The organism is Agriterribacter sp., from assembly GCF_035445465.1.
In the GTDB taxonomy this organism is placed as follows: Bacteria; Bacteroidota; Bacteroidia; order Chitinophagales; family Chitinophagaceae; genus Agriterribacter.
The window spans coordinates 1-13,275 of record NZ_DAOMQT010000021.1; the positions used below are offsets into that span (position 1 = coordinate 1).

At 43.9% G+C, this 13,275-nt stretch carries 10 protein-coding genes; 3 read left to right on the plus strand and 7 right to left on the minus strand.

The window, feature by feature from the left end:
• The 4 genes from PLE34_RS11825 to PLE34_RS11840 all read right to left on the minus strand — a co-directional run.
• On the minus strand, nucleotides 1–3,412 hold a 3,412-nt coding region (locus PLE34_RS11825; RefSeq protein ID WP_324557161.1), incomplete at its 3' end, for an efflux RND transporter permease subunit.
• A 38-nt stretch (nucleotides 3,413–3,450) separates the two neighbouring features.
• Entirely contained in the window at nucleotides 3,451–4,602 is a 1,152-nt protein-coding gene (locus PLE34_RS11830) for an efflux RND transporter periplasmic adaptor subunit (RefSeq protein ID WP_324557164.1), read from the minus strand.
• Nucleotides 4,603–4,646: 44 nt separating this feature from the next.
• A complete protein-coding gene (locus tag PLE34_RS11835) occupies nucleotides 4,647–6,002 on the minus strand; it encodes a TolC family protein (protein WP_324557167.1) in 1,356 nt (451 codons plus the stop codon).
• Between the two features lie 7 nt (nucleotides 6,003–6,009).
• On the minus strand, nucleotides 6,010–6,621 hold the full coding sequence (locus PLE34_RS11840; RefSeq protein ID WP_324557169.1) for a TetR/AcrR family transcriptional regulator: 612 nt from the start codon (nucleotides 6,619–6,621) through the stop codon (nucleotides 6,010–6,012).
• Nucleotides 6,622–6,959: 338 nt separating this feature from the next.
• Between PLE34_RS11840 and PLE34_RS11845 the strand changes: the two genes are divergently transcribed.
• Together PLE34_RS11845 and PLE34_RS11850 are read left to right on the plus strand one after the other, a co-directional pair.
• On the plus strand, nucleotides 6,960–7,586 hold the full coding sequence (locus PLE34_RS11845) for a DUF502 domain-containing protein (RefSeq protein WP_324557172.1): 627 nt from the start codon (nucleotides 6,960–6,962) through the stop codon (nucleotides 7,584–7,586).
• A 63-nt stretch (nucleotides 7,587–7,649) separates the two neighbouring features.
• Entirely contained in the window at nucleotides 7,650–8,234 is a 585-nt protein-coding gene (locus PLE34_RS11850) for a PhnA domain-containing protein (RefSeq protein WP_324557175.1), read from the plus strand.
• A gap of 169 nt (nucleotides 8,235–8,403) precedes the next feature.
• Here PLE34_RS11850 and PLE34_RS11855 read toward each other — a convergent pair whose 3' ends face one another.
• The 3 genes from PLE34_RS11855 to PLE34_RS11865 form a co-directional block, all read right to left on the minus strand.
• Complete coding sequence (locus tag PLE34_RS11855; protein WP_324557177.1) at nucleotides 8,404–8,634, minus strand: 4a-hydroxytetrahydrobiopterin dehydratase; 231 nt, start codon at nucleotides 8,632–8,634, stop codon at nucleotides 8,404–8,406.
• Between the two features lie 108 nt (nucleotides 8,635–8,742).
• Nucleotides 8,743–9,177 (minus strand): IPExxxVDY family protein, encoded by a 435-nt coding sequence (locus PLE34_RS11860; protein WP_324557180.1) that lies wholly within the window; start codon nucleotides 9,175–9,177, stop codon nucleotides 8,743–8,745.
• A gap of 144 nt (nucleotides 9,178–9,321) precedes the next feature.
• Entirely contained in the window at nucleotides 9,322–11,001 is a 1,680-nt protein-coding gene (locus PLE34_RS11865; RefSeq protein ID WP_324557182.1) for a M28 family peptidase, read from the minus strand.
• 145 nt (nucleotides 11,002–11,146) lie between these two features.
• Here PLE34_RS11865 and feoB point away from each other — a divergent pair, with 145 nt between their 5' ends.
• Complete coding sequence (feoB, locus tag PLE34_RS11870) at nucleotides 11,147–13,267, plus strand: ferrous iron transport protein B (RefSeq protein ID WP_324557185.1); 2,121 nt, start codon at nucleotides 11,147–11,149, stop codon at nucleotides 13,265–13,267.
• The last annotated feature ends 8 nt before the right edge of the window (nucleotides 13,268–13,275 follow it).

The window sequence follows — 13,275 nt, forward strand, 5'->3', positions numbered from 1 at the left end:
TCAGTCTTTCAGCGATCAGGTACATGCTGGGCACAATGATCAGCGTCATAAAGAAAGCGAAGATCAGACCAAAGATGATCGTCCATGCCAGCGGCTTCCAGAAACGCGCGCTGTCGCCGCCAAAGAAAATATGCGGCTCAAAGCTGGAGAACAGTCCAATAAAATCAATATTAAATCCTACAGCTAATGGAATCAATCCAAAGATAGCGGCTAAGGCTGTGAGCAATACAGGAATGATACGCGTTTTTCCTGCTTCAATCATCGCCTCCCTTGTTTTTAGTCCACGGCTCCTTAATTCATCCGCAAACTCAATCACCAGTATACCGTTCTTAACCACGATGCCTGCCAGTCCCACAATACCCAGCCCGGTAAACGCTACTGATACTTCCATACCTGTTAAGCTGAACCCCAATAACACTCCTATGATGCTAAAAATAATTTCCATTAAAATAATAACCGGTTTGCTAACAGAGTTGAACTGTAATACCAGGATAAACAAGATCAGCATCAACGCAATAACAAGGGCCTTAAAAAGGAATGCTCCGGTTTCCGCCTGCTGCTCCCCTTCACCGGTTTGTTTAATGGTAACGCCATCGGCCCTTCCGGGAAAGGCATCTATATAATTTTTGATCTGCTGATTAACTGCTGTTGGCGTATAGCCCTGCGATGTAAGCACATTGGACCGCAGCGTTATTACCCGCTTCTGATCCTTACGCTTTACGCTGCCAAGGGTATTGGTATAATCTACTGAAACCAATGAGCTGATGGGAACATTTTTGATAGCGCCACCGCTGGCCATATCGCGGAAAGTAATATTCATGTTCAGCAGGTCGGAAAGGCTCTTGCGTTGCATTTCGTTATTGCGCAACTGGATCTTATATTCATCTTCCCCGTCTTTTATTTTAGATACTTCCCTTCCAAACAGCGCTGTACGGATTTCCATACCAATCTGCGCCGAAGAAACCCCTTCTATCAATGCCCTTTCCCTGTTTACAAAAATGCTGATCTCCGGGTTGGTTAAATCCACATCCATTTTCAGCTCTTCCACACCGGGAACCTGTATAGAGTCAAGATAATTCTTTAACGCCACCCCTGTTTTAATCAGCTTATCAAAATCCTCGCTGGCTACTTCAATATTAATGGGTGGATCCGTAGGCGGCCCGCTGGCTTCCTGGTCTACCGAAATTTCGGCGCCGGGAATGCCTTTTATTGCGCTCCGTATAGAGTCCAGCAACGCCGCAGTGGATGCGCCATGCCTTTTCTCAAACTCAACGAACGATACCTGTACCCTGCCCAGTTCCGGTCGTGCGCTTCTGTCGCCGCTCTGCGGATCACCGGCGCCAATGGCCACGTTGGAAATAACACTTTCCACGATCGGGTTCTTTTTTCCGTTCTCCATATCCAGCACCTTGTATACACGCTGCTCGAGGTTGTGCGTAATAGAATCCGTGTATTCCACATCGGTACCAACCGGTAATTTCAGGTACACATAAATAAAATTAGGGTCGGCATTTGGAAAAAAGACAATGGGTACACGCTGGCTGCCTACTGCCGCTATAAATATCACGAAGCTCAGGATCAGCAAACCAATAGTGCCTAATAATAAATGTACAGGTCGCCATCCTTTTAAAGCCCAGCGCAATAAGGTTTCATAATGGCCCATAATCCAGGGCAGCACCCTGTTCTGAAACGCGTGGATCACCCCTTCCAGCACATAGCGGTTCAATAAAACCATCAGTACTAAAAACAACAGGATGTTACCCAAAAAAGGAGCCCCTGAAAGATCGAGCACTATACCCGCGGCAATGGCAACCCAGAAAAAGGGTTTTTTGAATATAGCAGATTTCCTTTCTTTCTCTTCCCCTTCGGGATGATTCATGAAATCAACCGCGAATACGGGGTTCATAATAAACGCTACAATGAGCGATGCAGTTAGTGTAAAAATGAGCATCACCGGCAGGTAGATCATAAACTTGCCGATAATACCCGGCCAAAACAATAACGGAAAGAAAGGCGCCAGTGTAGTGAGCGTACCTGCCAGCACCGGAATAAATACTTCCCCGGCGGCCACAATGGCCGACTTTTCAGAGGTGAGCTTGCCCTTTGCCTGTATAAATATGCGGTGCGTATTTTCTATGACGACAATGGCATCATCAACGATAATACCCAGCCCAAACAGCAGCGCAAACAATACCATGAAATTGAGCGTAACGTTTGCTCCAATGATAAGATCAGCCGCCGGCAAAAACATAAAGGCAACGAACATGCTGAGCGGAACAGAAAGCGCAACAAAAAAGGCATTGGTAACCCCCATAAAAAACATGAGGATGATCAGCACGAGAATAAAACCGATAACAATAGAATTTACCAGCTCATTAAACGAATGCCGGGCGTTTTTACTTTGATCGCCCGTAAGAACAATGTTCAGGTCTTTAGGAAACTCACTGTCCTGCATTTCCTTCACCGCCAGCTTTACCGCATCAGCAGTTTCTATCAGGTTTTCGCCGGAGCGTTTAACGATATTAAGTGTAATTACGTTTTTACCATCCAGCCGGGCATAGCTTTCCCTTTCTTTTGTAGTGTCTTTGATAACCGCAATGTCTTTCAGGTAAATGGAAGCGCCTGTTGGACTTCTCACTACCACTTTTTCTATGTCGGAAGCAGAGCGAAATTGGCCTTTTAATTGCAGGGTACGTTTCATAGTGCCCACTTCTAATAAACCGCCGGAAATATCCATGTTTTCCCGCGATACTGCATTGGCTATATCATCAAAGGTGATATTGGCGCTGCGCATACGGTAATTATCCACATTAATCTGGAATTCCCTTTCAGGAGCGCCCACAATATCAACCCGCGTTATCTGCGAAAGCTCTTCCAGCTTATCCTGCAAATCATCGGCGTACTTCTTCAGCTTCATTTCATCATAATCGCCGCTCATGTTTACATACATGATAGGAATTTCGGATAAGCTCACTTCCATAACCGTGGGCTCTTCCGTAAGATCGGTCGGCAGATCCGTCTTCGCTTTATCCACCGCGTCCTTTACTTTCTGTACCGCCACATCTATATCCACATCCGTATTAAACTCCACTACAATAGCCGAAAAATCCTGTACGGAAGTGCTGGTCGTTTTCTGAATTTTCACACCCGTAATACCCTTGATCTGCTTTTCTATGGGCTGGGTAACCAGGTTTTCTATATCACGCGGTGAGTTACCTACATATACCGTTTGAATATATACCGTGGGAATTACAATATCAGGAAACTGCTCCTTGGGCAAAGTAACGAACTCGTATACGCCAATGGCACTGATAAATAACATCATCAGGTAAATGGAAGTCCTGTTCTTTATGCTCCAGGTAGTGGGTTTAAATTCCTTAAACTTAGCGGTCAGATTTTCTAAAGCACTCATATTTAATTAGTGTTGTATATCCACAAAAGCTTGTCTGTTTAGTTCGTTATAAGGGTCTGTCCTTCATATAATCCCTGGAACCCGTCCGTTATCAGCTGATCACCGGCTTTTAACCCCGACTGTACTTCTACCTTATCGCCATATAACTGCCCGATCACAACAGGTGTTTTATGCGCAATCCATTTGTCGTTCTCCTTTACCGCCATCATCACAAATTTTCCTTTATCATCATTCTGTAAAGTATTAACCGGAATAGTGATCACATCCTTAGCCGTATAGTCCTGGATCTTAACCAGCGCAATCTGGTTCGGCCGCAGCGATTTATTCACCGGCAGTTTGGCTTCCACATAAAATGACCTGCTGTTGGGATCAATCAGCCTGCCCGCAACGGATACCCGGGTAGTAATGATCTTGTCGCCGGCTTCCGGAAAATTAACCAGTATGGTACTTCCAACGCCTACTTTTTCAATGTAGTTTTCAGGAACCTGTGTTACGATCTTAAGATCATTGGTATTAACGATGCGTATTTGTGTACCGCCCTGAAAAAACTCGCCTACTTTTATATTCACCGTTTCCGCAACACCCGCCATTTCCGCATATACATTCGAAAAAGAAGATTGTTCTTTAGCCGTGGCAATTTGTTTTTCAATAGATTCCACATTGTTTTTAGCGCTCAGCAACTGTACTTCTGTGCCTATACGTTCATTCCATAAGTTTTGCTGCCGCTGTAAAATGTCTTTTGCATAAGCCAGTTGTACATTCAACTGGTCAAGCTGTTTTTGGGCCATCGCATCATCAAGCCTTAGCAGCAGTTGTCCTTTTTTCACCTGGTCGCCCTGTTTAACATAGATGGCTTTTACCAGTCCGCCCTGTCCGCGTGGCGCCACATAAGCCACATTAATGGCATCTACGCGGCCCTGCAGATCAATGTAATGGGTGAAATTGCCGGTTTCAAGCGGCGCAATGGCCACCAGCTTTGCATTTTCCTTTTTTTGAGAAGGATCAAGCTTAATGATATCTTCTTCAAGCGCAGTTATTTTTTCGGACAGCGCCCTTTGTTCCGTTTTCATCTTTTCCAACTGCGTCTTCTTAGCCGCTATACCTTTATTCTCATGGTCTGTAGTGCTGCCGCAGGAAGCAAGAAAGGCTATCGCAGCTACCGCTAAAGCAGTTTTAAATACATTTTGCATATACCTGGTTTTATAAGTCATTTCAATAGTTGTATTAAAGTCCGTTATAATTTCCCCGTGGCTTTTTCGTAATCCACGCGGGCTATTATGGCGCTGTATAAAGCGTTGATGTAGTTGGTTTGTGCCGCCTTCATATCTGTTTGTGCCTGGGTAATTTCTGTATTGGAGCCCATACCTGCTTCAAACTTCTTTTTCGTTTGCTGAAATACGGTTTCAGCCAGTTGCATGTTTTCCTTTTGATAATCGAGCGTAGTTATTGCCGTGTTGAAATTATTTCTTGCCGTTTCAATTTCATTATCAATGTTAATCTTCAGCGCATCACGCTGGTTAATGCTTTGCTGTAGGGCCAGCTTTGCTTTGGCTATCCTGGCATTAGCCGAAAAGCCGGTAAAAATGGGTATATTCAGTTGCAGGGTTATGGCAGAAATGTCGAACCAATCGCCATCTCCCAAAAAATCAAACTTATTACGTTGCGCGTTTTTATTATAATACCCGTTGAGCGCCAGTGTAGGTAACTTCGATAACTTATAGCGGCGTATATCATATTCACCCAGTGCTATGCCAAGGTTAGCATATTGATAATCTTTCCGTTGTTCGTAATTAAAATCGTCTATTTCTAATACGCCACTTTTAATCTTTTCGTCACTTAAGGTATCGGTTAACAGAAGCGAATCCCTAACCGGCATGCCGATCAGTACTTTTAGCCCCAGGTAGCCATTGCGGATCTGGTTTAACGCGCCTACTTTTTCTGTGTGCAGGTTAGCCAGTTGCACAATAATTTTATCAAGGTCTAATTTTTCTGCAAATCCGTTCTCCTGCATCACGCGGGTATCATGCTGTAGTTTGTCCAGCAACGCAATATTCGCATCCAGCAGCTCTATCTGCGTTTTACTGGCTACCAGTTGATAATATACCTTATATACATTAGCCCTGATAATTTCCTCTGTTACCTCTGCATATTTTTCCTGGAACTGCACCAATGTTTTCCGCGCCTGCAAACCCACAAATACCTGCCCGTCAAATACGATCTGGTTCAGCGATATGCCGCCTGTTGCACCCCATTTTACACCAAAGGCCAGCTTTTCAAAAGTGCCCGGCTGTCCGCCAAAAAACTCTGCAGGAACAAGGCTTACGGGTAGTTTGGCATTGTATACCAGTGAGCCGCTGGCGCTGATCTGCGGATAAGCAGCTCCGGTAAATTCCCGGTTGGTTTGTTCCTGGATCTGTATATCCAGCAAGGCATTTTTTACCTGCATATTATTTTGCTTTGCGTAATCAAGCGCCTGCTGCAGTGAAAAAGCATGTATTTCCGCCTGTGGCGTTTGCTGTGCCTGCACGCTTGCTGAACATACCATCACAAGTATCATTAATCCCCACTTTGCCGGTTTCCATTCTTTCATCTGTTTATTATTTTTGTCGTTTCAAAAGGTATTTCTGAAGAAGTTTTTGTCCTTTGGCGGTAGTGATGCCATATAAAAAATGGATCGTTACCTCCTCAATTATTGCACCTAAATTATATTTACCAAGGGGATAGAGATCGGGGCTGAACATCATAAATACAGCAGCCAGCCTGAATCGCGACATGATCTCCGTATTGATTTCCGGGCGGTATAACTGCGCTGCGATACCCTGTTCCAGGTTTTCCTTTATCAGCTTATATAAAAACTCGTTCTTGTGATCGGCGATCTTCTTATAGGCAGCCGGGTGATATTTCTGCAGGTCATACATGATGGTAGGATTCATCGTATTTAACATCTCCTGCACCATATCTGTAGCCACCAGAATTTCATGAACCGGGTTTTCGCTTTCTTCTTTGTGGACGCAGCATTCATTGATATTACCACTCACCACAATATCTATAGCACTATCCACCAGGGCATCTTTATCGGCATAAAACTGGTAAATGGTTTTTTTGCTGATGCCCAACTGCGAGGCGATCTCATCCATGCTAATACTGCGGATCCCGTATCTCAAAAACAAATCGTGCGCCTTCTGCGCTATCCTTTCCTGTATCTCCATAGCTTCAAAATCAGCGGCAAAACTATGGAAACTTTTATCGTTACCAAAGTTTCCATAGTTTTTTTATAATTTTTTTGATGAACGGTAAATGCATGATAAGCTTCCGCAGCGCATGCCGCTATTCCGCTTGTTTTATGGCGCTGCCCGGAGTGCATAATCGTGGGGCAACTAACAGGCATACCTCTAAAAACCCGTGGACGTCCGCTACCTCTACATTGCCGTCCAACCCCCTGGGGAACAATATGCATTGCCGGGTTTTGTGATTTTATCTATAATAGCTCCCGTATGGCAGGATTATGCCGGCTTACGTTAATTTTACTATACTAAAACATACATTAATGGCTACAAGAAACTGGTTGAAGAAACTATTACAGATCTTTTTACAGGGACTTATCATCCTGGCGCCAATTGTAATAACCATTTGGGCGGTAACATCGCTCTTTAATTTTGTTGACAGGATATTACCTGATCTTTTTGAAGATACTATTCCCCAGTTTTCCAGGTATTATCTTCCCGGCATGGGATTTATTGTAGCGTTGCTTTTGATTTTTGTGGTGGGCTATATTTCCTCTTCTTTTGTGGTAGGGAAATTAGTGGAATTGTTCGACAGCATACTGGAGAAAACACCGGGAATAAAAATCATTTACAGTACGCTTAAGGATTTTTTTGAGGCATTTGCAGGCAACAAAAGAAAGTTCGATCAATCGGTATTGGTAGCGGTGAATGCCGAAAATGTATGGCAGATCGGCTTTATTACACAGCAGAACGCACGTGAGTTTGGACTGAATGGCTTCGTGGCCGTATACATTCCGCAATCCTACGCTTTTGCGGGACATTTATATTTCGTGGAAAGGCAAAGGGTTAAGCTGTTAACCGACATCAGCTCGGCCGATGCCATGAAATTTGCTATATCGGGCGGGGTAACCAATATTGATGAAGAGGTGCCGGACAATGCGTTGAAATAACAGGTCCGGACAGGCGTTTGTTTTAAAGGATTATCTTCGCGGCCCTGATCAAAAAAAGGAAATATGAAACTGGAAACAATACTACTGGAAAGAAGCGAAAACAAATGTGAGCTATGCAGGTCGGAGGAGGATATACAATTGTATGAGGTGCTCCCGCAGCAAAACAAAGATGCGGAAGACTGTATTATGATCTGCAATGTATGCCGTGCACAGGTTGAAAAGAAAGCGGAGCTCAGCAGCGGTCACTGGCATTGCTTATCGGAAAGCATGTGGAGTGAAGTTCCGGGTGTGCAGGTAGTGGCATGGCGTATGCTGAACCGCCTGCGCAATGAAAGCTGGGCGGCCGATAATTTAGACATTCTTTACCTGGATGATGAAAAGCTTGCCTGGGCTAAAGCTACCGGCGATCATGAAAATGACGCCACGGTGGAACTGCATAAAGATAGTAACGGGCAGGTGCTGCAAAGCGGCGATAGCGTGGTTTTAATAAAATCGCTTGACGTAAAGGGTTCAACCCTGAATGCTAAAATGGGAACAGTGGTAAAAAATATTCGCGTTGTAGAAGATAATACGGAACAGATTGAAGGAAAGATAGAAGGACAAACCATTGTTATTCTTACCAAATATGTAAGGAAACAGGTTAACTGATTACCGGTTTTATTTGTTTTTTGCGATTTGCCTTTTGGTGCTTTACATTTCCCTGTAATTTGTGGCAATCAGATATCAGCAGTCAGATGCAGCTGGGTACCTGCTGGCGACAGGCTGAATACTCCTATCCGGGAGAAGAAGGCCCGGGCTAATAGAAGCATTATAGCATTTACAGTAACTTATCAATCCTCTTCGATAATTTCCTGTCTTTTTCCGTAACGATATCGCCTGCATCATGGGTAGAAAGCCATATTTCCACCTTATTATATACATTGGTCCATAAAGGATGGTGATCCATCTTCTCTGCTTCCAGCGCTACTCTTGTCATAAAAGCAAACGCCTCGGAAAAGTTTTTAAACTCAAATTTTTTATAAAGCTGGTTGTTTTCTTCTTCCCACATGATTGTAAAGTTTGTGGTTTATAATTTGTAGTCTATTGTTACGTTTATGTACAGGAAATACTTTTCAAATCAGCACATCCTCACGTTTCCCGCATTTCCACATTTGTTTTAAAACACCAGGTGCATCTTATTCTTTATCTTTTCCCTTTCCAGTTCAGTGATCAGTTGTATGCCGGGGATGCTTTTTATAGATTGCCGCAGGTAGTGTATATAATTATCCTCTACATCATCGCCTTTCAGCAACCATAAAAAATCGAGGTGCCGGAATTCAGGCAGCAGGTATTCTCCCTCAAACTGGTTATTATAAATATAATGCACAAGTGAAGTACCTGTTTCGCAGTATTCGTATACCGAAAAAAAATACTGGCGGCCTTTTTTTGTAAGCTGTATCTCTATATCGCTGTTTAATCTGAAATCGCATCCTAAAGCCTGGTTCAGTAACCAGCAAAAACGATAATCCTTCACAGGCGCAACAATACCCAGCACTTTCGTATCAGAAAAAAAATCTTCTGCCAGGATACTATTGTCTATTGTCAATTTCATCAATAATCATAAATACCTGCTTGTTATCCGAGCACCGGCAGTAGCTTACCTTATACCCCCCACCTTATACCCCCCACCTTATACCCCACACCTTATACCCCACACCTTATACCTTATACCTTATACCTCACACCCAACACCTCCTCACTTCACAAACGTAATATCAAACTTCAGGTCTTCGTTCCCTCTTTTCACATTCACGGTTGTACTGTCGCCACTTTTAAATTTACTTAACGCCTGCATATAGGTTTCCAGTGAATTTACCGCATATTCACCCAGGCGTACGATCACGTCTCCTGTTTTTAGTCCTGCCTTCTGGGCCGCCCGTCCTTCGCTAACCCCGTCTACCCTAACCCCGGCGCCGCTATAGGTATAATCGGGCATAATACCGAGCGAAACCGAAAACCGGGCACTGGTTGTTGCTTGCGCTTCCCGTGTTGGCGTAAATGCCAGCTTATCTTTTTTGTTCAGGTCTTTTATCAATCCGGCAATATACTTTATGATCTGCAGCTCGCCTGTATAATTGATCTTATCCGCATCGTCGGAAGGTTTGTGATAATCATGGTGGAGCCCGGTAAAGAAAAACAGAACCGGGATATTTTTGCGGTAAAACGAAGTATGATCGCTGGGACCCGTGCCGCTGGAATCAATTTTAATGGAAAAAGGCAGCTTTTTCTGTGCATACAGTACCTCGCTCCATACCGGTGAAGTACCATAACCGCCAACGGTAAGGGTTTTGGAGCTGTCATTCAACCGCCCTATCATATCCATATTGATCATATAATTTACTGAAGAGAGATCAATGGTTGGATTTTCGGTAAAATATTTTGACCCGAACAACCCCAGTTCCTCACCCGAAAAAGCAATAAAGAGATAATTGTTATTTTTTGATTTTGATTTTGATAACAGCTTAGCCAGCTCCACCAGGGCGGCCGTTCCGCTGGCATTGTCGTCTGCACCATTGTGAATTTGCTTTGGACCATTCCGCAGCATTGAATTCCCGTCTTCACCATATCCCAGGTGGTCGTAATGGGCGCCGATAATTATGGTAGAAGGCGCATTGTTATTGATATAGCCGATAACATTATGCCCGGTTCGCTGACTCTCACCGATATCTACCTTAAGCTGTATATCATAAATGGCGGAAGCGTCTTTAAGATAGGTTTCCTTGCCCGATTTAGTAAGATAAATGACGGGGATGGCAAGCGCTGCTGATTTGTCTTTTTTATTAAACTCCACTTCACCGTTTTCTTTATCGCTGTTAAAAAAGATCAGGGCGGTAGCGCCTTTACCTGCCGCTATGCCGGCTTCTTTTTTGATATGCTCGTATATGTCAAAATGCGGGTTATCGAGGTTTTCATCCAGCACGGCTTCAATATCTTTAAACCAGGGCGCGCCTCTTTCAGACAGGGACGTGGCTACGGGTATTTCAGCTACGGATGCGTTGGCGCTAAAGGCAAGCGGAAAATAATCTTTCTGCAAACCAAGCTCCTTCCCGTTTACCATAAGCAGCGTTGTTTTATTGATCTGTTTACCATCCTTTATTTCAAAAGACTGCAGGTAAGTATCCCGGTCTCCTTTTTGTAGTAGTCCTGCCGCTTTATACTGACTTATAATAAATTCGGATGCCTTTTTTTCACCATCAGTGCCGGCCCGCCTTCCTTCAAGCTTATCATCTGCAAGAAAATGAATGCTGCTTTTAAGATTTTCAACGATCACCCTGTCGGACTTTCTTAATCTTTGAGAAAAAACAAAAGCACATTGCGAAGTAAACAGGAGAACAAATAATATTCTTTTCATTACAGGATAAAATTGTTTAGCCATAGCTGCAAAGTTAGGGTTAGTCATTTTAAATTCTATATATGTTCATTTTTCATGCCATATTTATCTATTTTACCACTCCTTTACCGATTTCGTAACTATCGCAATTTGATTTGCCCGTATTTTTGCAAACTTCTAAAAATCAGCATTGAAACAACAACAGCTACATATTGCATTACTCGGTAACCCTAACAGCGGAAAAAGCTCCCTTTTTAATGTGCTCACCGGGTTAAAACAGAAAGTAGGTAATTTCCCGGGGGTTACCGTAGATAAAAAATCAGGGCATTCCAAAATCTCTGCTACGCTAACGGCTAATATCATTGATCTGCCGGGCACGTATAGCTTATACCCGCGGCGCAGCGATGAATGGGTTGCCTATAATGTGATGATGAATCCCGGTTCAACAGAAAAGCCGGAATTATATATTTTAATTGTAGATGCGAGCAACTTAAAACGCAACCTGCTTTTTGCATCGCAGGTAATAGATCTTAAAAAACCGGTGGTGATAGCTCTCACCATGATGGATATCGCTTCTAAAAAAGGGCTTTCGATAGATGTGCAGGGGTTAGAAAGGGAACTGGGCGTGCCGGTGATACCCGTTAATCCGCGGAAGGATAAAGGCATTAATGAGCTTAAAAAAGCAATTGACCAAACAGCCCGGCAGTTATACAAGCCGCCTGCAAGGAACTTTGTTGAAGCAAGCGATTTATCACAGGCAGCTATAGACGATATTAAAAAGATATTTCCCCGGATCAGCGATTATGCCGCCGTGCACTACCTCATTCACCACGAATCATTTGCATTGGATGCCCCTGTGCAGGATACGATTGAGGATATAGAAAGAAAACACGGCTTCAATCATACCAAAGTACAGGCAGAAGAAATTACACAGCGCTATGCCCGCATCCGTCATATTATGCAGCAAACTGTTGTGGAAACCGACCCGCGGGAAAAACAAATGACCACAGACCGGATAGACAATATTTTGCTGCACCGCGTTTGGGGCTACCTCATACTGCTTGGCGTTCTGGCCATCCTGTTCCAGAGCATTTTCTGGCTGGCGCAATATCCTATGAACGCTATTGAATGGATCTTTGGCGAATGGAGCAACTGGCTGGCGGGCGTATTGCCGCAAAACTGGTTTGGCGACCTTATTGTAAACGGACTGGTAGCGGGGCTTGGCGGTATTGTTGTTTTTATTCCGCAGATCATGATCCTCTTTGGGCTCATTACTATTCTGGAAGATACGGGATACATGGCGAGGATCAGCTTTTTAACGGATAAGCTTATGCGCAAAGTAGGACTTAACGGTAAGAGCGTAATGCCTATGATCAGCAGCTTTGCCTGCGCGGTACCGGCCATCATGAGCACCCGTAATATTGAAAACAAAAAAGAAAGGCTGCTCACCATCATGGTAGCACCCTTAATGAGCTGCAGCGCCAGGCTGCCGGTATATATTATCTTAATATCATTGGTTATACCCAATACTTATTACTGGGGCTTTATTAGCCTGCACGGACTGGTTATGACCGGGCTTTACCTGCTGGGCATAGTAATGGCGCTTATAGTATCGTATGTAATGAAATGGTTCATCCGTATCAAAGAAAAAAGCTTTTTCATTTTGGAGCTGCCGGTGTACCGCGCACCACGCTGGAAGAACGTGCTGGTAATAATGGTGGAAAAAGCAAAGATATTTGTATTTGAAGCGGGCAGGGTAATTTTGGTGATCTCCCTTATTCTGTGGGCATTAAGCACCTATGGCCCTCCAAAAAGGATGGAGGCTGTTGAAACCCGTTATGAGCAACTGGCTTTGCAGCAGCCCGGAAATGAGGAACTGGAAGAAGAAAAAAGAACCGCGCTTCTTGAAAATTCGTATGTGGGTATATTGGGCAAAGCGATTGAACCCGCTATTAAGCCCTTAGGCTATGACTGGAAGATAGGCATTGCGCTGATCACTTCCTTTGCGGCACGTGAAGTATTTGTAGGCACTATGGCTACCATTTACAGCGTAGGCGGCAATGCAGATGAAAATGATCTTACCCTGCGGGAAAAAATGAGCGCTGCTACCTGGACAAACGGGGCAAAAATTTACACACTTGCTTCCGGCGTATCCCTTATGGTATTTTATGTATTTGCTATGCAATGTATGAGCACCCTGGCTATTGTGAAACGCGAAACCCGGTCGTGGAAATGGCCGCTTATACAATTGGTATATATGACAGGGCTGGCCTATGTTTTAAGTTTGTTGGCCTATAATTTGTTAAAATAATAAATACT

Bases quoted from the DNA above. Each gene is read 5' to 3' on its own strand.
- PLE34_RS11830 (WP_324557164.1), bottom strand. From the start codon at position 4,602: ATGCAAAATGTATTTAAAACTGCTTTAGCGGTAGCTGCGATAGCCTTT.
- PLE34_RS11865 (WP_324557182.1), bottom strand. From the start codon at position 11,001: ATGGCTAAACAATTTTATCCTGTAATGAAAAGAATATTATTTGTTCTC.
- PLE34_RS11840 (WP_324557169.1), bottom strand. From the start codon at position 6,621: ATGGAGATACAGGAAAGGATAGCGCAGAAGGCGCACGATTTGTTTTTG.
- PLE34_RS11850 (WP_324557175.1), top strand. From the start codon at position 7,650: ATGAAACTGGAAACAATACTACTGGAAAGAAGCGAAAACAAATGTGAG.
- PLE34_RS11835 (WP_324557167.1), bottom strand. From the start codon at position 6,002: ATGAAAGAATGGAAACCGGCAAAGTGGGGATTAATGATACTTGTGATG.
- PLE34_RS11860 (WP_324557180.1), bottom strand. From the start codon at position 9,177: ATGAAATTGACAATAGACAATAGTATCCTGGCAGAAGATTTTTTTTCT.
- PLE34_RS11845 (WP_324557172.1), top strand. From the start codon at position 6,960: ATGGCTACAAGAAACTGGTTGAAGAAACTATTACAGATCTTTTTACAG.
- PLE34_RS11855 (WP_324557177.1), bottom strand. From the start codon at position 8,634: ATGTGGGAAGAAGAAAACAACCAGCTTTATAAAAAATTTGAGTTTAAA.